At 69.7% G+C, this 22,655-nt stretch carries 24 protein-coding genes and 1 pseudogene; 12 read left to right on the forward strand and 13 right to left on the reverse strand.

Annotated features, from left to right (window positions below; genetic code table 11):
• The 3 genes and pseudogenes from AOZ49_RS18740 to AOZ49_RS18750 all read left to right on the forward strand — a co-directional run.
• Positions 1-563: pseudogene (locus AOZ49_RS18740) on the forward strand (hypothetical protein); the annotation flags it as partial.
• Position 564: 1 nt separating this feature from the next.
• Entirely contained in the window at positions 565-1,065 is a 501-nt protein-coding gene (locus tag AOZ49_RS18745; RefSeq protein ID WP_054431312.1) for a helix-turn-helix transcriptional regulator, read from the forward strand.
• Between the two features lie 46 nt (positions 1,066-1,111).
• The gene (locus AOZ49_RS18750) at positions 1,112-1,528 is read left to right on the forward strand and encodes a VOC family protein (protein WP_054431313.1); all 417 of its coding nucleotides are present in this window, start codon (positions 1,112-1,114) and stop codon (positions 1,526-1,528) included.
• A 92-nt stretch (positions 1,529-1,620) separates the two neighbouring features.
• On the opposite strand, the gene AOZ49_RS32565 is transcribed toward AOZ49_RS18750, so the two are convergent.
• Positions 1,621-1,770 (reverse strand): hypothetical protein, encoded by a 150-nt coding sequence (locus tag AOZ49_RS32565; RefSeq protein WP_156355680.1) that lies wholly within the window; start codon positions 1,768-1,770, stop codon positions 1,621-1,623.
• Between AOZ49_RS32565 and AOZ49_RS18755 the strand changes: the two genes are divergently transcribed.
• Positions 1,769-2,506 carry a hypothetical protein gene (locus AOZ49_RS18755; RefSeq protein ID WP_054477078.1) on the forward strand — a complete coding sequence of 246 codons (738 nt, stop codon included), beginning with the start codon at positions 1,769-1,771 and terminating at the stop codon, positions 2,504-2,506. The genes AOZ49_RS32565 and AOZ49_RS18755 overlap by 2 nt on opposite strands.
• A gap of 188 nt (positions 2,507-2,694) precedes the next feature.
• Here the strand turns inward: AOZ49_RS18755 and AOZ49_RS18760 are convergent, their stop codons facing one another.
• Entirely contained in the window at positions 2,695-3,849 is a 1,155-nt protein-coding gene (locus AOZ49_RS18760) for a porin (protein WP_054431315.1), read from the reverse strand.
• 237 nt (positions 3,850-4,086) lie between these two features.
• On the opposite strand from AOZ49_RS18760, the gene AOZ49_RS18765 reads away from it, so the two are divergent.
• On the forward strand, positions 4,087-5,097 hold the full coding sequence (locus tag AOZ49_RS18765; RefSeq protein WP_369815822.1) for an alpha/beta hydrolase family protein: 1,011 nt from the start codon (positions 4,087-4,089) through the stop codon (positions 5,095-5,097).
• A 63-nt stretch (positions 5,098-5,160) separates the two neighbouring features.
• Here the strand turns inward: AOZ49_RS18765 and AOZ49_RS18770 are convergent, their stop codons facing one another.
• Complete coding sequence (locus AOZ49_RS18770; RefSeq protein WP_054477080.1) at positions 5,161-5,613, reverse strand: hypothetical protein; 453 nt, start codon at positions 5,611-5,613, stop codon at positions 5,161-5,163.
• Positions 5,614-5,702: 89 nt separating this feature from the next.
• Here AOZ49_RS18770 and AOZ49_RS18775 point away from each other — a divergent pair, with 89 nt between their 5' ends.
• Positions 5,703-6,338: a DUF2971 domain-containing protein gene (locus tag AOZ49_RS18775; protein WP_054431317.1), complete on the forward strand. Its 636-nt coding sequence runs from the start codon at positions 5,703-5,705 to the stop codon at positions 6,336-6,338.
• On the forward strand, positions 6,335-7,690 hold the full coding sequence (locus AOZ49_RS18780; protein WP_082380497.1) for a hypothetical protein: 1,356 nt from the start codon (positions 6,335-6,337) through the stop codon (positions 7,688-7,690). The genes AOZ49_RS18775 and AOZ49_RS18780 overlap by 4 nt, the downstream gene beginning before the upstream one ends.
• Before the next feature lie 15 nt (positions 7,691-7,705).
• On the opposite strand, the gene AOZ49_RS18785 is transcribed toward AOZ49_RS18780, so the two are convergent.
• Entirely contained in the window at positions 7,706-8,665 is a 960-nt protein-coding gene (locus AOZ49_RS18785) for an NAD(P)/FAD-dependent oxidoreductase (protein WP_054477082.1), read from the reverse strand.
• Positions 8,666-8,758: 93 nt separating this feature from the next.
• Here AOZ49_RS18785 and AOZ49_RS18790 point away from each other — a divergent pair, with 93 nt between their 5' ends.
• The gene (locus AOZ49_RS18790; protein WP_054431319.1) at positions 8,759-9,205 is read left to right on the forward strand and encodes an Rrf2 family transcriptional regulator; all 447 of its coding nucleotides are present in this window, start codon (positions 8,759-8,761) and stop codon (positions 9,203-9,205) included.
• Positions 9,206-9,332: 127 nt separating this feature from the next.
• On the forward strand, positions 9,333-10,460 hold the full coding sequence (locus AOZ49_RS18795; protein WP_054431320.1) for an acyl-CoA dehydrogenase family protein: 1,128 nt from the start codon (positions 9,333-9,335) through the stop codon (positions 10,458-10,460).
• A gap of 90 nt (positions 10,461-10,550) precedes the next feature.
• Here AOZ49_RS18795 and AOZ49_RS33010 read toward each other — a convergent pair whose 3' ends face one another.
• From AOZ49_RS33010 to AOZ49_RS18840, 9 genes are all read right to left on the reverse strand, one after another.
• On the reverse strand, positions 10,551-12,452 hold the full coding sequence (locus tag AOZ49_RS33010) for a tetratricopeptide repeat protein (protein ID WP_197286747.1): 1,902 nt from the start codon (positions 12,450-12,452) through the stop codon (positions 10,551-10,553).
• 93 nt (positions 12,453-12,545) lie between these two features.
• A complete protein-coding gene (locus tag AOZ49_RS18805; RefSeq protein WP_054477084.1) occupies positions 12,546-14,924 on the reverse strand; it encodes a TonB-dependent siderophore receptor in 2,379 nt (792 codons plus the stop codon).
• Between the two features lie 81 nt (positions 14,925-15,005).
• Complete coding sequence (locus AOZ49_RS18810) at positions 15,006-16,085, reverse strand: FecR family protein (protein WP_054477085.1); 1,080 nt, start codon at positions 16,083-16,085, stop codon at positions 15,006-15,008.
• The gene (locus AOZ49_RS18815; protein ID WP_231689844.1) at positions 16,082-16,693 is read right to left on the reverse strand and encodes a sigma-70 family RNA polymerase sigma factor; all 612 of its coding nucleotides are present in this window, start codon (positions 16,691-16,693) and stop codon (positions 16,082-16,084) included. Before AOZ49_RS18815 ends, AOZ49_RS18810 begins: the two co-directional genes overlap by 4 nt.
• Positions 16,694-16,741: 48 nt before the next feature.
• The gene (locus tag AOZ49_RS18820) at positions 16,742-17,128 is read right to left on the reverse strand and encodes a DUF2784 domain-containing protein (RefSeq protein WP_054477087.1); all 387 of its coding nucleotides are present in this window, start codon (positions 17,126-17,128) and stop codon (positions 16,742-16,744) included.
• Between the two features lie 93 nt (positions 17,129-17,221).
• Positions 17,222-17,797: a restriction endonuclease gene (locus AOZ49_RS18825; protein WP_054477089.1), complete on the reverse strand. Its 576-nt coding sequence runs from the start codon at positions 17,795-17,797 to the stop codon at positions 17,222-17,224.
• Positions 17,794-18,018: an RNA-binding S4 domain-containing protein gene (locus AOZ49_RS18830; protein ID WP_054477091.1), complete on the reverse strand. Its 225-nt coding sequence runs from the start codon at positions 18,016-18,018 to the stop codon at positions 17,794-17,796. Before AOZ49_RS18830 ends, AOZ49_RS18825 begins: the two co-directional genes overlap by 4 nt.
• Before the next feature lie 46 nt (positions 18,019-18,064).
• Positions 18,065-18,748 carry a DUF502 domain-containing protein gene (locus tag AOZ49_RS18835; RefSeq protein ID WP_054431326.1) on the reverse strand — a complete coding sequence of 228 codons (684 nt, stop codon included), beginning with the start codon at positions 18,746-18,748 and terminating at the stop codon, positions 18,065-18,067.
• A 108-nt stretch (positions 18,749-18,856) separates the two neighbouring features.
• Positions 18,857-19,324 (reverse strand): winged helix-turn-helix transcriptional regulator, encoded by a 468-nt coding sequence (locus tag AOZ49_RS18840; protein ID WP_054431327.1) that lies wholly within the window; start codon positions 19,322-19,324, stop codon positions 18,857-18,859.
• Between the two features lie 135 nt (positions 19,325-19,459).
• On the opposite strand from AOZ49_RS18840, the gene AOZ49_RS18845 reads away from it, so the two are divergent.
• The 3 genes from AOZ49_RS18845 to AOZ49_RS18855 form a co-directional block, all read left to right on the forward strand.
• Positions 19,460-20,761 carry a D-amino acid dehydrogenase gene (locus AOZ49_RS18845; protein ID WP_054431328.1) on the forward strand — a complete coding sequence of 434 codons (1,302 nt, stop codon included), beginning with the start codon at positions 19,460-19,462 and terminating at the stop codon, positions 20,759-20,761.
• Positions 20,762-20,942: 181 nt separating this feature from the next.
• Positions 20,943-22,070 (forward strand): metallophosphoesterase family protein, encoded by a 1,128-nt coding sequence (locus tag AOZ49_RS18850; protein ID WP_054477093.1) that lies wholly within the window; start codon positions 20,943-20,945, stop codon positions 22,068-22,070.
• Positions 22,067-22,655: AAA family ATPase (locus tag AOZ49_RS18855; protein WP_156355682.1), on the forward strand; the 589-nt coding region annotated here is incomplete at its 3' end. The genes AOZ49_RS18850 and AOZ49_RS18855, both read left to right, overlap by 4 nt.

Genomic DNA, 22,655 nt, shown 5'->3' on the forward strand with positions numbered 1-22,655 from the left:
CGCCCGCCTATGGCATCTACCGCTTCCAGGTGGGCGCGCGCCGTTTCGTCATGTATGTGGCCGAGAACTTCGGCGATGCGATGCCATTCCTGGCCGAGGGCGACCAGGTGGAGGTGGCCGCCTACGCCGGCCAGATCAGCGGCGCCGGGCCGGACCAGCTGGTCTACGGCCTGCGCAACCTGGAAGACGGGCGCGTCTATGTCTGCCATCACTACTTCCGCAGCGCCTTCACCGACATCGCGCCGGTGGGCGTGGGCCTGAAGCAGCGCGTGCCGCTGTTGACGCTGCTGGCCGCGCTGCTGCTGGTGTGCTGGCTGGTGGTGGTGGCGGTGCTGGCGACTTCCGGCTCGCCGTCCAGCCGCGACACGGCGCCGGAGCTGGCGGCCGTGGTGTTCGCGTTCTTGCTGTTGGCATGGCTGTGCGTCGCGCTGCCGCTGCTGTTCCTGGATACGCGTTGGCGCATGGGCCGGCCGACGCGGCGCCAGCGCATCCTGGAACGGATCTACCGCGCGCTGGGCCTGGGCACGCCGTTCGCGCCCGCGGCGGTGATCGAGGAAGTCTAGGATGCCGCGCCCGCGCGCCTCCCCGCCGGCGCCGGCCGTCGAGAAACCTTTGCAGGATCCGGCCTTGCTGCGCCGCCTGCTGCGCGCCAGGGACCGCATGGACGCCGCCTCGCACGAAGCCTGGCCGGTGGCGCGGCTGGCCGAGGTCAGCGGCGTGTCCGCGGCGTATTTCGCGCGTTCCTTCAAGCGGGCCTTCGGCCTGCCGCCGCATCGCTACCTGTTGACGCGCCGCATCGAACAGGCCATCGCGCTGTTGCGCGACACGGACCTGGCCATCACCGAGATCGCCTATGCCACCGGCTGGGAAAGCCTGGGCACCTTCGGCCGCATCTTCCGTGACATCACGGGCCGCAGCCCCGGCGCCATGCGCGTGGCGGCGCGGGCCGGGATGGCGGGACTGGGCCAGATACCCGCCTGCGTGGTCAAGGCCGCGTCGCGGCCTGACCTGACCATCGCAGTTTTGGAGAAGCGTCGCCGCCAGGCCAGGAATAGAGTGCGCTGATCGACCCCTTGGCCGGGTCGCCAATCCACCTACCGAAGGAGAGGTCATGAGTGCTGGGATCAATGTCGTCGGCGTCTATGTGGACGACCAGGACGAGGCGCTGCGGTTCTACGTCGACAAACTCGGATTCCGCGTCCATACGGACGTGGGCAATGGGCCATACCGCTGGCTGACCGTCCAGCATCCGGACCAGCCGTCGTTCCAGCTGGGCCTGTTCCGGCCCGGGCCGCCGGTGCACGACGACGCCACCGCGCAGACCTTGCGGGCCATGGTCGCCAAGGGCGCGATGCCGCCGTTGGTGCTGGCGGTGGCCGATTGCCGCGCCAGCCACGCCCGCTTGCTGGCGCTGGGCGTGGAGTTCACGCAGGAACCGGTCGAGCGGTACGGCAGCATCGATGCGGGGTTCCGGGATCCCGCCGGCAATGGCTGGAAGATGATCCAGTCGCCCGCAGGCGCCTCCTGACGGATAGGGGGGGGGGCAGGGGCCGTGCATGAATGATGTTTCTAAATGTCTCTGAATCGGGTGTAATGGCGGCCTCTCATCCCCTGACACACTCACATGCAGATCAGCGACATGCGGTTCCTGGCCCCCTTGATGTTGGCGTTCACCACGTTGTTGAGCGGTTGCGCACCCGCCTTGAAGACCACCACGCCACCGGTCGTGCCGGCGGGAATGCCGTCGGAAGTCTCGGTGTCCCCGGCCATGCCGGACAAGAAATACCTGCCGGTGCAGGCGGGCATTGTCGACGGCACCCACTACATCTTCATTCAGACCCAGGGCGGCAGCATATTCCTGGGGCCGATCTTCGGCAGCATGAACATTTCCCGCAAATCGCAGGCGATGGCGAACCAGTACAAGGATTCCATCCTCCAGATCGACCCGTTGCCGATCGCGACGGATGCGCTGGCGGCGGCCGGCATCAAGGCGGCCGCCGAGTCCGCGGCGTTCGACCTCAAAACGTTCGTGTTCGTGCAGCGCTGCGACGACGAGAAAGTCCGATTGGCCCTTGTCTTCCACGTCGACAACCCGCAGACCAAATGGGTCGGGCGTTATACCTACCACTTGCCGACTATGTATGCCGAATCGGAGCTGGCCAGCCTTCAGGATCAGCAGGTCGCGCAATACAAAAAGGAACTCGGCGATGGCGCCGTGGCGCTGGCCGACCTGGTCAAGCGCGACCTGAACGGAGAGCTTCCCGCCACCGGCAAGCGCGTCAACTTCGGCAGCCTGAACCTGATCGGAAGCAAGATGGGCGGCATGGGCATGTACATGCAGGCCGAAGAGATGTTCTTCCGCGATTCGCAAGTGGTGGAGGAGACCGACCAGTACGTCACGGTCCGCGTGCCCGGCTGGATCAATTCCAGTGTGTTCGGCGGCGCGATCGCCTATGGCGTGCAACGAATGGCCAAGAGCCAGGTTCACACCATGAAGCTCTATTGATTCTTCAGGAGCCTGCCAAATGACGTCGTCCGTATCGCCCGATACAACACCGCTCGCCGCGCTGCCGCGGTGAAAAAACGCGCGTTCCCGGATGGACCCGGAAACGCGCGGCGACAAACCACCCATCCCTTCGCGGAGGCGGGCGTCATCAACGGGAACTTGCGCAAGGGGGATCGCTCCGCCCGCGATCAGAAGCGGTGGCGTATCCCCACATTCATTTCGGTCGCCTTGGCGTTGTCCAGGAACGCCCAGTTGGTCGTGTACGAGGCGACCGCATACAGGTCGGTGCGCTTGGACAGGTTGTAGTTGTAGCCCAGGCTGTAGGTGTTGCTGGCCGAGTCGCCGCCGGTGAGCTGCGCGCTGTTGGCGTCGGCGCGCTGCCACGAGGCGAAGGCGCCGCCCGACTTGCCGACCGGGGCCGCCACCGCGAGCATGTACGAATTCGACCGGAAGCCCTTGGAGAACGCATAGGACGGCGTGCCGGTGAAGCCGCCGATGCCGGCGCCGCCGGGCAGGCTCTTGCCGGCGAACCAGCCATCGGTGAGGCGGTTGTACGCCAGCGCCACCTTGAAGACCTCGAAGTCGTACGAGCCGCCGACGATGTACGAGCGCGGCGTCGCGTCGACCTGGCCCTGGCTCAGCTTGTTGGAGGCGTTCAGCTGGTCATAGGTGGCAAAGCCCATCAGCGGGCCGTTGTCGTAGCGCAGGCCGGCGGTGATGGCGCGGGTGTTGTCGGCGGTGGCAAAGCCAGTCTGCGCGGTCTTCTGGTCGTCGACGTTGAAGGCGTAGCCGACGGCCGCCTTGAAGCCGCCCATCGACGGCGTCTCGTACACCACCAGGTTGTCGTAGCGCGGGAAGTAGGCCGAGCTGAAGCCGAGGCCGCCGCCGGTGTTCAGCTGGTTGAAGCCGCCGCCGAAGGCGGGCCCGAGCATGCCGCCGAAATAGCGCGTGGCGACGTTGTACTGCCGGCCCAGCCGCACTTCGCCCCACTCGGCGCTGCCCAGGCCGACGGTGGCTTCGCGGCCGAACAGGCGGCCGCTCTGCAGCGAGTTGCCGTTGCGGCTGTCGAAGCCCGACTCCAGCTGGAAGACCGCGTACAGGCCATCGCCCAGGTCTTCCTTGCCGCGCAGGCCCCAGCGCGAGCCGGCCGTGGTGCCGCTGGTCGTGCCGATGCGGCTGCTGTCGATGCTGCTGCGGCGGCCGGTGGCCGGGTCGGTGTAGCTGCCGTCGACATTGGCATAGCCGATGCCGGTGTCGATGACGCCATAGAGCGTGACGGACGTTTGCGCGGCCGCCGCGCCGGACAGGGCCGTAGCGGCCGCGGCGACGAATATTCTTTTCATGGATGACTCCGTAGACGGGATGACTCGATTGCGCCACGCGGCGCAGGCTCGGCCTGCTGGCGCGTGGCGAAAGACAGTCTGGGCGCGCCGCTTCGACAGTTCGCGGACATTAAAATGACAATTCCGATCACGCCGCGGCCTGGCTGCCGTCATCATTTCCTGCTAGCCGCGCCCGCGCGGCGCGTCACCCGCCGCGCCCTTGCGGCGCGCCATCCGATCCATTCCGATTCCTTCCGCATGCGCCTTGCTTCCGTCCGTTCCGCGTTCTCCCGTTGTTTTTCCGCCGCCGCCGGCCCGCGCCTGGCGCGCGCCTGCGTCGGCCTGTCGCTGGCGCTCAGCGCCAACGCGCACGCCGCCGGTTTCCAGCGTCTGAACCTGCCGATGGACATGAACGGCCCGGCCCTGCTGGGCGGCATCTGGTATCCGTGCGCCGCGCCGCCGCAGGAGGTCGGCGTCGGCCGCGTCACCCTCGCGGCGACGCCGGACTGCCCGATGACCGAGGGGCGCAAGCCGCTCATCGTCATGTCGCACGGATCGGCCGGCTCGTACCTGGGCCATCACGACACCGCCGCGGCGCTGGCGGACGCGGGCTTCGTGGTGGCGGCGATCAACCATGTCGGCGACAACGCGGTGGACCGCTCGCGCCAGGGCTATCTGTCGATCTTCTCGACCCGGCCGCGCGAGATCAGGCGGCTGATCGACTACCTGACGGGGGCGTGGCCACAGCGGGCGCAACTGGACGGCGAGGTGGGTTTCTTCGGTTTTTCGCGCGGCGGCTACACGGGGCTGGTGCTGGCCGGCGCGACGCCCGATTTCACGCGCGGCCTGGCGATCTGCGGCGACGAACCGTCACTGCCGATGTGCCGCGACATCCGTGACGGCAAAGTGCCGGCGCAACCCTATGTGAAGGATGCGCGCATCAAGGCGCTGGTCATCGCCGACCCGCTCAACGCCTTCAGCGCCGACGCGCTCAAGGCGGTGTCGGCGCCGGTGCAGTTGTGGGCATCGGCGCTGGGCGGCGACGGCGTCACGCCGGCCAGTGTCGAGGCGGTGCGCCAGGGGCTGGCGGCATCCGAATTCCACCCGGTCGCCGGCGCCGGGCATTTCGCCTTCCTGGCGCCGTGCTCCGCCGCGCAGGCCGAGGCGATGCCCGCGATCTGCCGCGACGCGCCGGGTTTCGACCGCGCGGCCTGGCACCGTGATTTCAACGCGGCGGTGGTCGCGTTCTTCAAGACCGCGTTGCGCTGACCGCGCGGGGCCGGCCTGCCGGCGTGAGCGGTTGACGGCCGATGCGCCCTGGCGTGCCGGGCGCTAGCGGCGGGCGTCCGCGGCGGCCCGCTTCCTGGCCGCGGCCTTGGGGCCGTCGCGAAACGCCACGTAACTGCAATAGCGCTGGAAGTCCTTCTTGGCCAGCGCCAGGTACAGCCCCGTCGCGATCATGGCGGCACTGCACACAAAGCGGTGCAGCCAGATGTCGATCGAGTAGGGCATCAGCGAGGTCGTCAGGTACATGACCAGCACGCCGAAGCCCAGCAACGATATCATCAGCAGCCACCGCGCCCATTCGCTGCCACGGTACAGCCCGGCCAGCAGCAGCCCGGGCAAGATCAGTTTCAGCAGGGGCGAGAGCTGGCCGCGCAATAGCGGCATGAGGTCATAGCTGAGGGTGACCAGCGTGCCCGCCAGGACGATGTACCAGAACCGCTGACTGGTAGGCGCGTGGCGCCGGGGAGCTTGCCTTCCTTCACCATTGTTCTGCTGCATGGGGTCTCCTTTTGGCAAGGGGCCAGTGTAACGTCGTGCCGGCGGCGATGCGGGTAGACTGGCGGCTGGGTACACACCGGAGCACCGCCTTGGCCACCTCGTTGCGCAGATACACCGAGCTTCCCTACCTGATCGATTACCTGCAGACGGGCGAACTGGCGCTGCTCAATCCGAAGGCGTGGGACGACCGCAACGACTCGTTCTACATCGAGGAATACGCGCGCGCCAAGCGCCTGCAGGGCATCTACGCGCTGTGCATGGCCGAGGCCTCCGAGACCTATCACCACTGGCGCGTGTTCTCGCACGGCAGCGGCGGGGTCTGCATCGAGTTCGACAAGGAAAAGCTGGTGGAGCAGGTGCGCGGCGTGCCCGACTTGCGGGCCGAGACGGTGCAGTACCGCACCATCAAGTCGCTGCGCGAGCAGCCGCCGGCCGAGGCCGACCTGCCGTTCCTCAAGCGCCACGCCTTCCGCGATGAAAAGGAGTTCCGCCTGTTCGTCTGCCGCAGGACGCGCGATACGCCGGTGCTGCGCCTGCCGGTGGCGCCAGCGACCATCAAGCGCGTCACGCTCAGCCCGTGGCTGCCGGCCACGGTCTGCGACCAGGTCAAGAAGGTGCTGAAGTCGATCAAGGGCTGCGAGAAACTGCGCGTGTTCCGCTCGACCCTGGTGGACAACGAGGACTGGAAGAAATTCGCCAGCGCCGGCCGCAAGGAGCCGGCATGACGGACGGCAACGACAAGACGGGCGCGCAGGACGCGTTGTCGCCGGCGCAGATCGTCGACGCCTTTGAGCGGCTGGGCTGGAAGAACAACGACCCCATGGGCCAGGTGTTGCGGCTGCGCCGCGACGACCCGGCGGCGCTGGGGGAACTAGTCACGCGGTTCCTGGATCGCGGGCTCAAGCACGCCACCTTCATCGACGCCGCGCTCGACCTGATGGACGACGCCACCTATGCCGCCACGTTGCGGCAGGCGTGGCAGCGGGCGCTGCGCGAGCCCGTCACGGAAGGTCTGGCGGAGGTGCTGGATTCGGCCGCGCTGCAATGGCCGCAGCTGTTCGCGGGCCACTGGCCGGCGTTGCTGGCCGCCGCCGAAGCCGGCGCGGGCGGCCCGCGTTTCAATACCGACCAGGCCTGGCGCGCGCTGGACGCCGAGACGGCGCGGGCGTGGCTGGCGCAACTGCCGCCGACGATCGAAGCGGATTCCCCGGACCAACTGCGCGCCCGCGCCCTGTTGCACTCGCGCCAGCCGCAGGCGGTGTCGCGCGCGTGGCGCCAGGGCTTCGGGGGCGGCGTGGATCCCGACGCCATCTATTGGCTGATGGAAGTGGGCTATGCCGACGACGACGGCCAGGTGCGCGCGCTGCATGGCGAGCAGCCCTTGCACATCCGTTTCGACGCGGCGCAACGCCAGCAGATGGCGGCCTCGCAACCCGCGTGGCGGCGCGAGATCCAGCGCCTGCATCCCACCTGGGGTTGGCCGGCGCCGGACGCCGAGTCGCCGATGGCCACCGTGACGGCGGGCCGCATGGGCGGCGCGCTCGCGGCCGCCTGCGGTCTGTGCCATGGACCCTTGCACCGCCTGCTGACCTTGCCGCGGCCCGAGGTCGCCGGTATCGATTGCCCCACGCCGCTGACGCTGGCCACCTGCCTGTCGTGCCAGGGGTGGGAGCAGGACGGCCCGATCCTCTTTTTCCGCCACGACGGCGACGGCGCGCCGCAAGCGCACCCGTCGCAGCGCCAGGCCGAGCCGGTGACGCCGGAGTTTCCCGCCGAACCGCTGCGCGAGGCCGACGTGACCCTGTTCCAGGCCCCGGCGCGCTGGGCCTGGCAGGACTGGGGCGATTCCAACGGCCGCCAGAACCTGAGCCGTGTCGGCGGCCCGCCCAGCTGGGTGCAGTCGGCGGACTACCCCGCCTGTCCGGATTGCGACCAGCGCATGTCGTTCGCGATGCAGCTCGATTCCGACCTGCCGCAGGCGGACGGCGGCGACTGGATGTGGGGCAGCGGCGGCTGCAACTACAGCTTCTGGTGCGGCCACTGCCGCGTCAGCGCGCATCTGTGGCAATGCACCTGAGCGTCGCGCGGACGCCTACACCGGCCGGCTGGCCTGCGCGCGCCAGCACTTGACGGGGTCATCGCGCACCAGCGACTGGTGCACGCCGACCCCGGCCATCACGCCCGAGGCGCTGGCCAGGGTGGCATTGCCCATCTGCAGGCTGGCATCGCCCGCGGCGTAGACGCCCGGCACCGTGGTCTGCTTGAAATCGTCGACCCGCAGGTAAGGCCCCAGCAAGCCCTCGTCGAAGGCGCAGCCCAGCTGCATCGCCAGCGGGCTGGCCATGTGCACGCGGCTGGCGACGAACAACGCATTGACCAGCAGGCGGCGGCCATCGGCCAGCTGCACCGCGTCGATGCGCGGCGCCGGCCCCAGCAGCTGCGTCACCGGGGTGCGCTCGATGCGCACGCCGCGGGCGGTCAGCAGCGCGGCCTGTTCGGCATCGGGCTCGAACTCGCCCTGGGTGAAATAGGTGGTCGGGCCCCAGTCAGGCAGCAGCGCGGCCTGGTGCGAGGACATGGGGTGGGCGGCCAGCACGCCCAGCGGCTGGTCGGCCACTTCATAGCCATGGCAGTAGGGGCAGTGCAGCACCGTCTGGCCCCAGCGTTCCCGCAGGCCCGGCAGCGCGGGCAGTTCGTCGCGCACGCCGATGGCCAGGATCAGGCGGGCGCCGCGCAGTTCGCGGCCATCTTCCAGGGTGACCAGGAAGCGGCCTGATTCGCCGTCGGCGCTGGCGGCGGCGCCGTCGATGAAGTCCACCGTGCGGTAGGCGGCCAGCTGGGCGCGCCCGACGGCGACGATCTCGGCCGGCGTCTTGCCGTCCTGGCCCAGGAAACCGTGCGAATGCGCGGCAAAGCGGTTGCGCGGTTGGCCGGCATCCACCAACGCGATGCGGCGGCGGGCGCGGGCCAGCTGCATGGCGGCCGACAGGCCGGCGAAGCTGCCGCCGATGATGATGGCGTCGTAGCAGGGGGGCAGTTTTTCGGGCTTCATGGATTTCTCGATACTTTAAAAGTTGCATGATACGGCGATCCTGTCCGGTCACGCAACTTATAATGTTTCAAACCATGAACCAGGAGTCTTTCCATGCGCAGCGATAACCGCCTGTCCCGCATGCTGCACGTGCTGCTGCACATGGCGGAGCAGGATGCGCCGCTGACCTCCGAGACCATCGGCAAGATGCTAAACACCAATCCCGTGGTGGTGCGGCGCATGATGTCCGGCCTGCGCGAGCGCGGCTATGTGCAATCGGAGAAGGGCCATGGCGGCGGCTGGGTGCTGACGCGGCCGCTGTCCGAGCTGAGCTTGCTGGACGTCTACCAGGCGCTGGGCGAGCCGCCGATCTTCGCGCTCGGGCTGGACCAGAGCGAACCGAAATGCCTGGTGGAGCAGGCCGTCAACGCCGGGCTGGAAGGCGCGATGGCCGAGTCGCGCCGGCTGCTGCTGGAACGCTTCGCGACGATCCGCATGGACCAGCTGGCGCGGGACTTCCAGGAACGGCTCAAGCTGCATCCGCACTGCACGGAGCGCTAGCGGGTAGAGCGCCGGTGTATCCTCGCAATCGTGCCGCGCCCGCATCCCGGACGCCGGCCCGCGCAAGAGAACACGGACGGCGTCCACCCGCGCCAGTCCGGCACTGCCCGACCAGGAGACATCGAACATGCTATTGACCGAAGAACAGCTCAGCGTGCAGGACATGGCGCGCCGCTTCGCCCAGGAACGCCTGGCGCCGAATTCCGAACGCTGGGACCGCGAACACCACTATCCGGCCGACGCCATCCGCGAGATGGCCGACCTGGGCTTCTTCGGCATGCTGGTGCCGGAGGAATGGGACGGCAACGCCAGCGGCTACCTGTCGTACGCGGTGGCGCTCGAGGAGATCGCGGCCGGCAATGGCGCCTGCTCGACCATCATGAGCGTGCACAACTCGGTCGCCTGCATGCCGATCCTGAAGTACGGCAGCGACGCGCAGAAGGACCAGTTCCTGCGGCCGCTGGCCACCGGCGTCGCCATCGGCGGTTTCGCCCTGACCGAACCGCAGGCCGGTTCCGACGCCAGCAGCCTGCGCACCCGCGCGCTGCGCGACGGCGACCACTACGTGCTCAACGGCGCCAAGCAGTTCATCACCTCGGGCCGCACCGGGCAGCTGGTGATCGTGTTCGCGGTGACCGATCCGCAGGCCGGCAAGCGCGGCATCTCGGCCTTCATCGTGCCGACCGACACCCCGGGCTACCAGGTGGTGCGGGTCGAGGACAAGCTCGGCCAGCATCTGTCCGACACCTGCCAGATCGCCTTCGAGGACATGCGCATTCCCGCCGCGTGGCGCCTGGGCGAGGAGGGCGAGGGCTACAAGATCGCGCTGTCGAACCTGGAGGGCGGCCGCATCGGCATCGCCTCGCAGTCGGTCGGCATGGCGCGCGCGGCGTTCGAATGCGCGCGCGACTACGCCCGTGACCGCCAGGCCTTCGGCAAGCCGATCATGGAGCACCAGGCGGTGTCGTTCCGGCTGGCCGACATGGCCACGCAGATCCACGCGGCGCGGCAGATGGTGCTGCACGCGGCGGCGCTGCGCGAGGCCGGCAGGCCGGCGCTGACCGAGGCCTCGATGGCCAAGCTGTTCGCCTCCGAGATGGCCGAGAAGGTCTGCTCGGCCGCGATCCAGACGCTGGGCGGCTATGGCTACCTGGCCGATTTTCCGGTGGAGCGCATCTACCGCGACGTGCGCGTGTGCCAGATCTACGAAGGCACCAGCGACATCCAGCGGCTGGTGATCGCCCGCGCCTTGTAAGCGGGCGCCGGTGGTGGCCGCCCACGCGGGCGACCCGCCGGTCGCGGCGGCCTGGCAGGATGCCGTGCGCCGCCTGCGTCAGCCAGAGACTCAGTCCAGCAAGTCCTGCACCGCGGCTTGCGCCGGCGCGGCCAGCGGCTGTTCGCGTTGCAGCCGCGCGATCTTTTCCTCGAACTCGCCCGCCACGTCGGGCCGCAGCCGCTTCATGGCGCGCACGGTCTGCGCCAGCAGCAGTCGGGCGTTGACGCTTTGCGGGAAGTCCAGGCACTGGCGCAGGTTGCCGTCAATGATCTCGCGTTCGCCATTCAACTGGCCCGGCTGGTCCGGGTTGGCGCCGTTGCAGCGCACCGCCAGCAATTGTTCCAGGCGCAGCAGGTACAGCGGGAACGCGGCGCCATCCGGCACCGTGTAGCTGGCCGGCGCGGACAGCGGCGCCTGCGCGGTGGCGCGGCCGACCAGCGCCACCAGTTCCTCGGTCAGGCGCTGGATCGCGGCGGTCGGGTCGGCCATCGGGAATTCGGCCGACAGCGCGCCGATGCATTCGGCGTCCTCGGTGCGAACCAGGCGCACCTCGGCGCGCCACGGCTCGGCGACGGTGACCAGGTGCGAGATCACCACGTAATCGCTTTGCGCTTCGCATTGCTGCGCATAGCCGATGGCATCGGTGTCGTCCCAGGCCGCGCCGCTCAGCAGGAAGCCGGGATGCGGCTCGGTCAGCCACGGCACCAGCGTCTGCGTGCGCAGGCCGCAGCGCAGCGCCAGTTGTTCGTTGAAGTACAGCGGCAGCGCGCGGCTCAGGCGGCCGGTGGCGTCGGCCAGCTGCCGCTCGGCGCCTTCGGGCGCGTCGCCGATCTCGGCCGAGCCGCCCAGGAACGACACCAGCGGGCGGTCGGGCGTCACCGGCGTGAACAGCGCCGCCGCGGGCGAGTCGGGCGTCAGCCAGACCGGGCCGCGGCCCAGCAGCATCGCCAGCCGCATCTGCGCCGGTTCGGTGGCGCCGTCACCCAGTGCGGCGCGCGCCAGTTCGGTGTCCCAATAGGCCAGGTTGTCCTTCCAGTCGGGGCGCTGCTGCGCGTAGAGCTGATCGAGGATGGCGCGGGCCTCGCCGGGCTGGCCCAGTTCGACGTAGGCGCGGATCAGGTTGTTGCCGACCTGGATGCCGTGCAGCGCGGCATCGAAGCGCGGCCCGGCCAGTTGCACGATCGGTTCGATCGCGCCGGCGTTGCCCAGGTCGCCGCTCATCTGCGCCAGCAGGTCGGCGGGCGCGGGCGTGCCGGCGCGGGCGAGCGATTCTTCATACAGGGCGATCGCGCCGGACAGGTTGTGCGAACCCAGTTCGCCGTGCGCCAGCCACAGCTGCGCGCGCCAGCTGCCGGGCAGGGCGGCGACCTTGCGCATGGCGGCCACGCCCGCGGCGTCGCCGCCGTGTTCACGGTGGATCGCCTCGTACCAGCCCAGGCCGTTGTCCTGGTTGGGATCGAGTTCCAGCGCATGCCACAGCGTTGCCAGGGCGCCGGCCTCGTCGCCGCGCTCGTCCTGGATCTTGGCCAGGTTGGTGAGGACGATGCCGGTCTCGCCCCGGGCGGCCATGAAATCGCGCAGCGCGCGCTCGGCGTCGTCGAGCCGGCCGGTCTTCATGTAGACGATGGCCTGCAGCACCACGCCGCGCTCGGCGCCGGGTTGCAGCTCGACCAGGCGGTCGGCGGGCTTGACCATTTCATCGATGAAGCCGTCGCCGAGCGACTGGATGATCAGACCCGACAGCGCGTCGGCGTCATCCCAGTGGCGCTCGATGGCGCCGGCCAGCACGCTGTCGCGCCATTGGTCGCGCGGCACGAAGATCTCGCGGCCGTAGGCGTCATAGGCGCGGATCGGGGCCTGCGTGGCGGGCTCCTCGGCCTGGGCGGCGGGAGCCGGAGCGGGCGAGGGCGCGTCGGCGGGGCCGGCGGTCGGCGCGGCCTTTCTGGCCAGCAGTTTGTCGAGGAAGCTCATGCGGGTATCCGGTCGGTCTGGACCGTCACTATACCGGGCCTCTGGTGGTCGTTCGCGACCTGGCGCGGCTGGCCGCCGCGCCAGGCCGCGCCGTTACCAGGCGTAGCGGGCGGTCAGGTTCACCGAGCGGCCATAGCCGTAGTAGCACCAGGTGATGCTGTTGCAGGCCGTGATGTACTCCTTGTCGAACAGGTTGTTCACGGTCAGCAGCAGGCGCCAGTTGCCGCGCGTGTAGTGCGCCTGCGCGTCCACCAGCGTGTTCGAGCCGCTCTTCCACTGGTTGGCCGAATCGCCGTAGCTGCTGCCGGTGTAGCGCACGCCGCCGCCCAGGCCGAAGCCCGGCGCGATGTCCTGCGGGAAGCGGTAGTCGACCCACAGCGCCGCCTGGTGGCGAGGTTGCGATTGCACCTGCTTGCCGACCGTGGCGGGGTCGGTGGACTGCTCGACCTTGGCGTCGGTGTAGGTATAGCTGCCGATCACCGTGACGCCGCTGGTCACCTGGGCGCGCGCTTCCAGTTCGACGCCGCGCGAGCGGATTTCGCCCTGCTGGATCTCGTAGCCAAACACCGGCGCGTTGACGTCCGTGACCAGCACGTTCTTCTGGCGCAGGTCGAACACCGCCAGGGTGTAGAGCGATTCGCTGTTGGGCGGCCGGTACTTCAGGCCCGCTTCCACCTGCGAGCCGGTCACCGGCACGAACGGCGTGCCGGAATAGGTCCGGCCGATCGCCGGCTCGAACGACGTGGCGTACGAGACATACGGCGACAGGCCCGATTCGAACAGGTAGTTCAGGCCCACGCGGCCGGACCACTTGCGGTCCTGCTGGTTGGTGCGGGTGTCGGCCAGCAGGTCGCGGGTCTTGGTGTCGACCCAGTCGTGGCGCCCGGACAGCGTGCCGACCCGGCCGCCCCAGCGGATCTGGTCCTGCAGGTAGACGCCCATCTGCTGCTGTACCTGCAGGGTGTGCTGGGTGTCGTCGGGCTTCTTGATCGGCTGGGTGCCGTAGACTGGATTGAAGGCGTCCAGCGTGGGGGCGTCAAAGCCCATGCCCACCGCGTAGTCGTTGCGCGAGCGCTTGTAGTCGAAACCGGCCAGCAAGGTGTGCGACAGCGGGCCGGTGTCGAGCTTGTACTCGGCCTGGTTGTCGATCGAGAACATGCGCGAGTTCTCGCGCGGCGTGTAGGTGTAGCGGTTCAGGGTGGTCAGGCTGCCGGGCGCGAAGCCCAGCAGGCCCACCGACGGATGGTCCACGTCGGTCCAGTTCATGCGCGCGTTCTGGCGCAAGGTGAGCTGGCCGTTGACGCGGTGCGCGAACAGGTAGCCGAGCGACTGGGTGTTCTTTTCGTAGCGGTCGAAGCCGGGCTCGCCGCCATAGAAGCTGGGGCGGATCTTGCCGTTGGGGTTGGGCAGCAGGGTGCCCTGGGCCGGCAGGAAGCCGCCCCAGCCGCGCGAGCGCGCGCCCTGCAGCATGGCCAGCACGGTCAGGCTGGTGTCGGCGCTGGGGTTCCAGGTCAGCGACGGCGCCAGCAGGTAGCGCCGGTCGTAGCCGTAGTGGCTGGGCGTGCCGCTGTCGCGCGCCAGGCCGACCACGCGGTACAGCAGCTTGCCGTCTTCGGTCAGCGGGCCGGTGAAATCGCCGGTCAGTTCCTTGCGGTCGTCGGTGCCGTAGGACAGGCCCAGTTCATGCGCGGCCTCGGCCTGTGGCCGCTTGCTCACGGCGTTGATGAAGCCGCTGGGCGGCAGGGCGCCGTACATCACCGAGGACGGGCCTTTGAGCACCTCGATGCGTTCCAGCGCATAGGGTTCGTAGCGGGTGTTGGCCGTCCACGACCCGTCGGGCAGCGGCAGCCCGTCCAGGTACTTGGCGGGGGCGAAGCCGCGCACCCGGATCCAGTCGCCGCGCGGGTCCTGGCCGTAGGCGGCGGCGACCACGCCGGAGGTGTAGCGCAGCGATTCGTCGATGCCCGTGGCGCCCTGCAGTTCGATCTGGTCGCGGGTCACCACCGACACCGACTGCGGGGTCTCCAGCAGGTCGCTGTCGGTCTTGATGCCGGTGGAGGTGCGGCGCGCCACCGCGCCGTAGACCGGGCTGGTGGCGGTTTCCTCGCTGCCGGTGACGGTGATCTGCTCCAGTTGCTGCACCGGCGCGGTGGTCTCGCGCGACACCACCACGGCGCCGCCGTCGATGCGGGCGGTCAGGCCGCTGCCCGCCAGCACCCGCTCGAAGGCCTCGCGCACCGTCAGGTTGCCGGAGACGGCGGGCGCCGTCAGGCCCTGCACCAGCGCGCCGCCGGCGATCAGGTCCAGGCCCGCCTGGCGCGCCAGCGCGTTGAGCGATTGGCCCAGCGGCTGCGCCGGCAAAGTGGCCTGGATGCGGGCATCCGGCGCGGCGGGCTGGGCCTGCGCGGGGCCGGCCAGCGCCAGCCAGAGCGCCAGGGTCAGGGGCGCGAGAGTGAAGCGGGGGTGTTGCATGCAAGTCCTCGTCTGAACATGAGAATGGAGACACTTCTCATGTAGACGCGGCAGGCTGAAAAAACCCTATGTCGGCGCCGCTCATCGGGCCGGTTCGAGGGTCGGCGGATCGTTGCGGGTATCCACGCGCACGGGCAGCGCCTGCGGTAGCACCCGGTAGAAACCGGCCGGATTGCGGCTGTCGAACGTGCCCGTCAGCCGCAAGGCCGCGACTCCCGGGTCGGACAGTGCGGGCGCCGGATGGCCGTAGCGGCCGAATTCCGCCAGCACCTGGGCCAGCGTGGCGTTGTCGAAGGCCAGGCGGTGGTCGAGCCAGGGCGCCACGGCGGCGGCATCGATGGGCGTCACGCGTCCGGGGACGCCGGCGGCGCTGACCGCCAGGCGCTGTCCCGCGATCAGGTCGGCGCGGTAGCGGCGGCTGTCGGGCAGCCAGAACTGCCACCAGCCGGCGGGGTGCTCGGGGGCGACGCGCACGTGGCCGGCCGCCACCTCCACCTGCAGGCCCGCGTAGCCCGGCACCGACGGCGTGTGGCGCACATTGAAGCGCGTGCCGACCACGGTGACGCGGACCTGGTCGGAGACGACGTCGAACGGGCGCACGGCATCGGGCTGGACCTCGAACATGGCCTGGCCCTCGGCCATCGTCACTTCGCGCCGCTTTGGATAGAAGGCGATCTCGACGCGGGTGGACGAGTCCAGGATCAGGCGGCTGCCATCGGGCAGGCGGATTTCCTGCTGTTCGCCCGGGGCGGTGGCGTACTGCGCGCGGTATTGGGGCGCGGCGGGCAAGAGCGCGAAGACGGCCCACAGCAACGCCGCACAGACGGCCAGCGCGGCGGTCGCCAGACGCCATCCGGGACGGCGTCGTGGCGCGGGCGGGCTGCCCGCGGCGCGGCTGGCGGCCGGCGCGCCGGGCCGCGCCGGGGCGGCATCCAGGGCGCGCAGCGCGGCGCGCGCGCTGTCCGGCACGGCGTCCAGCATCGACCAATCGGCATCCCAGCGGGCATAGGCCTGCGCATGCCCAGGCGAGGCCGCCAGCCAGGCGCGGAACGCGGCTTCGGTGGCGGGATCGGGCCGGTCCTTGCGGCGCACGAGCCAGTCCAGCGCGGCGGCGTCGGCCGCGGCGTCTGGCGATTCGGATGGCGCGGGATTCAGGGTCATGGCTGCAAGGGTTCGTGGCTCGGCGCCGGCGCGGCGCCGCCGGCGCGGGCGTCCCAGTCGGACTTGGCGCGGCGGCAGGCCTGCATCGCCACCTTGATGTGCTGTTCCACCATTTTGCGCGAGATGCCCATTTGCGCGGCGATGTCGCTGTGGGACAGGCCGTCGAAACGATGCATGACGAACGCCTGGCGGCAGCGCGGCGGCAGGGCGGAGATCACGGCGAGCAGGGCGTCGACCGCCTGCGTCGACATGGCCGCGGTCTCGGGCTGGCACGCGGCGGGCGCGGCGATCTCGTCCAGGGCGATGTCATCGCCGTCGGCGGCGCGGGGCTGTTCCTCGCCGCGCACGACGCTGCGGCGGTACTGGTCGGTCAGCAGATTGCGCGCGGTCCGGTAGAGCAGGGCGCGCGGCTCGATCAGTTCGCGCTCGCCCTGTTGCGCCGACAGCACGCGGGCGTAGGTCTCCTGCACGGCATCCGCCGCCGCATCCGAATTCCTGATGATCCGGGTGCAGAAATTGAGCAGTTCGCGGTAGTAGCGCTCCAGCACGGCGAGACAGGCAAAGGGCAGGGACGGGCCGTGGTCCGGGGGGAGCCGGGCGCATCGCATGAGTGCGTTGTAATGAGAATTGATACTGATTATCTCATAATCGGACAATCAGACCGGACCGACGGCGCGTCGCGCCGCCAGCCGGCGCCGCGCCCACAGGGCATACACCAGCAGATTGCCGGCGACCAGCAGCGCCGCCAGCAGGATCTGGATGCCGCGCGTCAGGCCGTCCGGGTAGATCACCGCCAGGATGTAGTGCTCGATGAAGCCGCCGGCGTAGCCCTGTTGCCCGGCCTGCTGGCGCAGCGAGACTTCCAGCGGCGTCAGCGGGCAGATCCAGCCCATGCCGATGACCATCGCGCCCCAGGCCAGCGCGGGCAGGTGCAGGTAGGCCAGGCGCCAGCGCCACAGCGTCAGCAGCCTGCCGAACACGACGAAGGCGACGAACAGGCCGTGCACGATCAGGACGGCATCGGCCAGCAGGCGAGGGATCATGCGGCAGGGTCTCCGGGTTGCGTCCGGCGCCGCCGGGGCGTGCGTCCGCGGCGGCGGGGATCGGCGACCGGGCGCGCGGCCCGGCGCCGGCGGTCAGGGTTTCAGGTCGCGCAGCAGCTTGGCCAGTTCCGGCGCCGTCATCAGCGACACGCCTTCGGCGCGGGCGTACTGCAAGGCGTTCTCGGACACCTCGCCCAACGCGATATAGATGGCCTCGCGCGCGCCGCGCTTTTCGCGCGCCGCCTGCAGTTCGCGCAGCGGCTCGACGCCGACCCGCGCGGCCTTCCAGCGCTTGGCGCCGACCATGGCGACGTGGCCGTCCTTGGTCAGGGCGAAATCGGCGCCGGGGCCTGGCAGCCGTTCGACCTCGCAGCCATCGCGGCGAAAGCCGGCCTCGACCGTGGCGGCGAACTGCTGCCACGACATGGCCGCGGCGGCCTGCGCCACGGCGTCGACGCGGGCGCCCGACGGCGCGCGCAACTGCTTGTAGGCCGCCATGATGGCGATGACCGCGAACGGCACGGCGGCGAACACGCCCATGGCCGCGTACTCCAGCGGCAGCGCGGCGAACCCGCCCACCGACAGCAGCAGCGCCACGCCGGCGCTCATCCACCACGGCGAGCGCAGCAGCACCGCGAAGATGGAGTTCTGCGACATCTTGAACTTCATGACGCGCGCACCACGATACGCGCGTCGCCACAGGTGACGATCTGGCCAGGACGGATCTTGGCGGTCTTGCGCGTTTCGATCTCGCCGCCCACGCTCACGTGGCCTTCGGCCACCAGCATCTTGCCGGCGCCGCCGCTGTCGCAGACGCCGGTGGCCTTGAGCAGCTGGTTGACTTCAATAAAGGGGCTGCCTTCGGCAAGCGTGAATTCGATGATGGGCATGGAGCAATCGGGCGTTGAAGGGAAATCGGGCGTCGCGCGGGGGCGTTCAGCCCTGGCCGCCGGGGACGTTGCCGCCGGCGGGAGGAGCCGGCGGGGCCGGCGGCATGGGCGGGACGTCGGCCGGCGCCACCGGGCGGCCGCTGGGGGATTCGGCGCGCGCCATCCAGGCGATCAGCGACGAGCGCATGGCTTCCTCGACCGACATCTGGATCGGCTGCACCCATTCCTGCGGCACGAACACGGTATAGCCCCCGATCATATAGCCCATCGGCAGGTAGACGGCGACCCGGTCGCCCTGCGTGAAGCCTTCCGGCAGGCCGTCGAGGTTGCGGCGCGTCACCAGGCCGACCAGCTCCAGCTGCTGGCCCGGGATGCGCAGGATCACGACCTGCTGGGCGGTGGCCTTGGAGCTGGGCGAGAAGTAGTCGGCGAAGCTCTTGAGCGACGAATAGATGCTCTTGACCACAGGCAGGTTGGTGAACGGCATTTCCAGCAGCGCCATCACGCGCTTGACGCGCTCCTTGGACACCAGGTAGCCGATCGCCAGGATGCCCAGGATGCCCAGCAGCAGGCCCAGGCCGGGAAAGTAGAAGCCGCCGATGAAGGGGCGCAGGAAGGTCAGCGCCACCGCCTCGGTCCATGCCAGGAAGATGTACAGCAGGTAGATCGTCAGCGCCAGCGGCAGCACGGTGATCAGGCCGCGGAAGAAGTATTTGTAGAGACGGGTCATAGTCATGAAGCCAGGAAATCGGGGTCGGGTCCAGCGCGCCGCGCGGACCGGAAGGGCCGCAGCATAGCAGCAGGCGGCGCGGGGTCCGGTAACAAGTCGCGCGAGGCGCTACCGGTCGACGGGCAGGTACAGGGTCTCCTTGATCTCCTCCATCACCACATAGCTGCGCGATTCGGCCGACGCGGGCAGGCGCTTGAGGATCTCGCCAAGAAGACGGCGGTATTCATTCATTTCGGTCAGGCGGGCCTTGACCAGGTAGTCGAAATCGCCCGACACCAGGTGGCATTCCATGACCTCGGGGACGTACAGCAGCTCTTTCTTGACCTTGTCGAACACGTCGCCCGACTTGGCCGAGAGCTTGATCTCCAGGAACACCAGCAGGTTCTTGCCCAGCGCCGCCGGATTGACGCGCGCATGGTAACCGGCGATCACGCCTTCGCGTTCCATGCGCTTGACCCGGTCGGAGCAGGGCGTGGCCGACAGGCTGACGCGCTCGGCCAGTTCCGTGACGGAAATGCGGCCTTCCCGCTGCAGGATATCCAGGATTTTCAGGTCGATACGGTCGAGGTCGCGCATTTCACTTCTGGCGGTCGAAAAAGGGCGGTTGGCCGGGAAAAACCACTGCCGAACGAAAATCTTCAGTGTTTTTCACTGTGATGAGGCTCATAGACTACCGAAATTCCTGACCAAATCCAAACTTCGGAAAGAATCATGCATGTGATCGTCCTCGGCAGCGGCGTCATCGGTACCACCACCGCCTATTACCTGGCCCGCCAGGGCGCCAAAGTGACGGTGCTGGACCGCCAGCCCGGCGCCGCCCAGGAGACCAGCTACGCCAACGCCGGCCAGGTGTCGCCGGGCTATTCCACGCCCTGGGCCGCGCCCGGCATTCCGCTGAAGGCCATCAAGTGGCTGTTCAAGAAGCACGCGCCGCTGGCGATCCGCCTGGACGGCAGCCTGTACCAGCTGAAGTGGATGGCGGCGATGCTGGCCAACTGTTCGGCCGAGCGCTACGCGGTCAACAAGGAACGCATGCTGCGCCTGGCCGAATACAGCCGCGACTGCCTGCGCGAGCTGCGCGCCGACACCGGCATCCATTATGAAGAGCGCACCCGTGGCACGCTGCAGCTGTTCCGCACCGAGGCCCAGATGGAAGCCGCGCGCCGCGACATCGCGGTGCTGGAAGAGGTCGGCGTGCCCTACGAGCTGCTGGACCGCAACCGCCTGGTGAGCGCCGAGCCGGCGCTGGCGCGCTCGCTGCACAAGCTGGCCGGCGGCCTGCGCCTGCCCAACGACGAGACCGGCGATTGCCGCCTGTTCACCACCCGCCTGGCCGCAATGGCCGCGGCGCTGGGCGTGGAGTTCCGCTACAACCAGTCCGTCACCGGCCTGAACACGGCCGGCGGGCAGGTGACCGGCGTGCGCGTCGGCAACGAGGTCCTGACGGCCGACCGCTACGTCGCCGCCTTCGGCAGCTACACCCGCGGCTTCCTGGAGCCGCTCGGCCTGGACCTGCCGGTGTACCCGGTCAAGGGCTACTCGCTGACCATCCCCATGAAGGACGAGGCCGCCGCGCCCGTCTCCACCATCCTCGACGAAACCTACAAGATCGCCGTCACCCGCTTCGATGACCGCATCCGCGTCGGCGGCATGGCCGAGCTGTCGGGCTTCGACCTGCGCCTGAAGGACGCCCGCCGCAAGACGCTCGAGCTGGTCGTCAACGACCTGTTCCCCGGCAGCGGCGACGTGGCCCGCGCCGAGTTCTGGACCGGCCTGCGCCCGATGACGCCGGACAGCACGCCCGTGGTCGGCCCGACCCGCTACGGCAACCTGTTCCTGAACACCGGCCACGGCACGCTGGGTTGGACCATGGCCTGCGGCTCCGGCAAGCTGGTGGCCGACCAGGTGCTGGGCCAGCGTCCGCAGATCCGCACCGACGGCCTGGCGCTGTCGCGCTACGACCGCCACGCGCCGGCCGAACGGCCGCTGGTGCTGGACGGCAAGGGCGCCTGATTCCGGCCTGTTTCCCGCATCCTTTCCTCCGGCGCCGGCCACAAGCCGGCGTCCCGACGGCCCGCCCGGCGCACGATGCCGGCCGGGCCGTTGTTCCATCGGGCGCAGCGCGACATTGCCGCGACACTTTCAGGCCCGTTGACGCCACAGGGAATCGGCGCCGGCCTCTACAATCGGCGGCATGATCCATTTCCTGCATACCGCCGATTGGCAGATCGGCCGTCAGTACGGCCAGTTCGAAACCGATGACGCCGCCTTGCTGGCCGAGGCCCGCTTCGATGTCGTCGCGCGCATCGCCGCGCTGGCGGCCGAACGCCAGGTCGACGCGGTGCTGGTGGCCGGCGACGTGTTCGACACGCAGGCCGTGTCCGACCGCACCATCCGCCGCCTGTTCGCCGCGCTGGCCGCCTACGCCGGGCCGTGGGTCATGATCGCCGGCAACCACGACGCGGCGCTGGCCGACAGCGTCTGGAGCCGCGCCGCGCAACTGGGCTGCATCGCGCCCAACGTGCGGGTGCCGTTGCGTGCTGGCGTGGTCGACCTGCCGGCGCAGAACCTCGCGGTGCTGGCCGCCCCGCTGACCCAGCGCCATACCTACGACGACGTCACCCAGGCCTTCGACGCGCTCGAATCCGAGCCCGGCCGCTTCCGCGTGGGCCTGGCCCATGGCAGCGTCGCCGGCCGCCTGCCCGACACCATCGACGCCACCAACCCCATCGCGCCCGACCGCGCCGCCCGCGCACGGCTCGACTACCTGGCGCTGGGCGACTGGCATGGCTGCCTGTCGATCGACGATCGCACCTGGTACGCCGGCACGCCCGAACAGGATCGCTTCCGCGGCAACGAGCCCGGCTACGCGCTGGACGTGCGCATCGCCGCGCCCGGCGCCACGCCGCAGGTCGAGCGCGTGCCCACCGGCAAGTACCGCTGGTCCGCCTGGACCGAAACCCTGAGCCTGCCGACCGACGCCCAGGCGCTGGCCGAACGCCTGGCGGCGCTGCGCGCCGAAGACGTGCTGCGGCTGGAATTGCAAGGCCACGTCAACGTGCCGACCTGGGAGGCGCTGCAACGCGCCGTGGACCAGGCGGCGGCGCAGGCGAGGGCGGTGCTGCCCGATTTCTCCGGCCTGCTGCTCGAGCCGGACGAGGCCGACCTGGCGCAACTGGGCGCCAGCGGCTATGTCGGCGAAGTGGCCGCGCAACTGCAGGCCATGCAGGCCGATCCCGACCAGGCGGCGGTGGCCGGCGAGGCCTTGCGGCTGCTGCTGCGGTTCCAGCGCGACGGCGCGGCCCAGGGAGGCGCGCAATGAAGCTCACGCGCATCGCCCTCGAAGAATTCCGCAAGTTCCGCCAGCCCCTGGTGCTGGACGGCTTGCAGGATGGCCTGAATCTGTTCGTCGGTCCCAACGAAGCCGGCAAGAGCACCGTGGCCGCGGCCATCCGCGCCGCGTTCCTGGAACGCTACAGCACCCGCACCGTGTCCGACCTGGCGCCGCGCGGCGAAAGCGGCGCACGCCCCGGCGTCGAGCTTGCCTTCAGCCATGCCGGCCATGATTACCAACTGAAAAAGCACTTCCTGTCGCGCGCCCGCTGCGAGCTGCTGATCGACGACGGCGCCCAGCGCCTGGACGGCGAGGAAGCCGAGAACGCGCTGGCCGCGTTGCTGGGCTTCGAGCTGGCCGCGCGCGGCCAGAGCAAGCCTGACCTGGCCGGCGTGCCGGGCCTGCTGTGGATCCAGCAGGGCGACGGCCAGAACCTGCAAACCGCGGCCGGCCACGCCGGCGGGCATCTGCGCGAGGCCCTGACGCAGTTGTCGGGCGAGCTGGCCTCCGGCGACGGCGACCGGCTCTACGAGCGCGTCGCCGCCGAGCGCGCCACCTTGCTGGATGCGCGCA

This window comes from Achromobacter sp. 2789STDY5608615 (assembly GCF_001298995.1).
GTDB lineage: Bacteria > Pseudomonadota > Gammaproteobacteria > Burkholderiales > Burkholderiaceae_B > Achromobacter > Achromobacter insuavis.

Excerpts from the sequence above, each read along its gene's own strand:
- AOZ49_RS18780 (WP_082380497.1), top strand. The coding sequence starts at position 6,335 with ATGACGGACGGCAACGACAAGACGGGCGCGCAGGACGCGTTGTCGCCG.
- AOZ49_RS18785 (WP_054477082.1), bottom strand. The coding sequence starts at position 8,665 with ATGAAGCCCGAAAAACTGCCCCCCTGCTACGACGCCATCATCATCGGC.
- AOZ49_RS18845 (WP_054431328.1), top strand. The coding sequence starts at position 19,460 with ATGCATGTGATCGTCCTCGGCAGCGGCGTCATCGGTACCACCACCGCC.
- AOZ49_RS33010 (WP_197286747.1), bottom strand. The coding sequence starts at position 12,452 with ATGAGCTTCCTCGACAAACTGCTGGCCAGAAAGGCCGCGCCGACCGCC.
- AOZ49_RS18795 (WP_054431320.1), top strand. The coding sequence starts at position 9,333 with ATGCTATTGACCGAAGAACAGCTCAGCGTGCAGGACATGGCGCGCCGC.
- AOZ49_RS18830 (WP_054477091.1), bottom strand. The coding sequence starts at position 18,018 with ATGCCCATCATCGAATTCACGCTTGCCGAAGGCAGCCCCTTTATTGAA.
- AOZ49_RS32565 (WP_156355680.1), bottom strand. The coding sequence starts at position 1,770 with ATGGCCGGGGACACCGAGACTTCCGACGGCATTCCCGCCGGCACGACC.
- AOZ49_RS18760 (WP_054431315.1), bottom strand. The coding sequence starts at position 3,849 with ATGAAAAGAATATTCGTCGCCGCGGCCGCTACGGCCCTGTCCGGCGCG.
- AOZ49_RS18815 (WP_231689844.1), bottom strand. The coding sequence starts at position 16,693 with ATGCGATGCGCCCGGCTCCCCCCGGACCACGGCCCGTCCCTGCCCTTT.
- AOZ49_RS18820 (WP_054477087.1), bottom strand. The coding sequence starts at position 17,128 with ATGATCCCTCGCCTGCTGGCCGATGCCGTCCTGATCGTGCACGGCCTG.
- AOZ49_RS18805 (WP_054477084.1), bottom strand. The coding sequence starts at position 14,924 with ATGCAACACCCCCGCTTCACTCTCGCGCCCCTGACCCTGGCGCTCTGG.
- AOZ49_RS18850 (WP_054477093.1), top strand. The coding sequence starts at position 20,943 with ATGATCCATTTCCTGCATACCGCCGATTGGCAGATCGGCCGTCAGTAC.
- AOZ49_RS18765 (WP_369815822.1), top strand. The coding sequence starts at position 4,087 with ATGCGCCTTGCTTCCGTCCGTTCCGCGTTCTCCCGTTGTTTTTCCGCC.
- AOZ49_RS18770 (WP_054477080.1), bottom strand. The coding sequence starts at position 5,613 with ATGCAGCAGAACAATGGTGAAGGAAGGCAAGCTCCCCGGCGCCACGCG.
- AOZ49_RS18755 (WP_054477078.1), top strand. The coding sequence starts at position 1,769 with ATGCCGGACAAGAAATACCTGCCGGTGCAGGCGGGCATTGTCGACGGC.
- AOZ49_RS18810 (WP_054477085.1), bottom strand. The coding sequence starts at position 16,085 with ATGACCCTGAATCCCGCGCCATCCGAATCGCCAGACGCCGCGGCCGAC.
- AOZ49_RS18790 (WP_054431319.1), top strand. The coding sequence starts at position 8,759 with ATGCGCAGCGATAACCGCCTGTCCCGCATGCTGCACGTGCTGCTGCAC.
- AOZ49_RS18835 (WP_054431326.1), bottom strand. The coding sequence starts at position 18,748 with ATGACCCGTCTCTACAAATACTTCTTCCGCGGCCTGATCACCGTGCTG.
- AOZ49_RS18825 (WP_054477089.1), bottom strand. The coding sequence starts at position 17,797 with ATGAAGTTCAAGATGTCGCAGAACTCCATCTTCGCGGTGCTGCTGCGC.
- AOZ49_RS18840 (WP_054431327.1), bottom strand. The coding sequence starts at position 19,324 with ATGCGCGACCTCGACCGTATCGACCTGAAAATCCTGGATATCCTGCAG.
- AOZ49_RS18750 (WP_054431313.1), top strand. The coding sequence starts at position 1,112 with ATGAGTGCTGGGATCAATGTCGTCGGCGTCTATGTGGACGACCAGGAC.
- AOZ49_RS18745 (WP_054431312.1), top strand. The coding sequence starts at position 565 with ATGCCGCGCCCGCGCGCCTCCCCGCCGGCGCCGGCCGTCGAGAAACCT.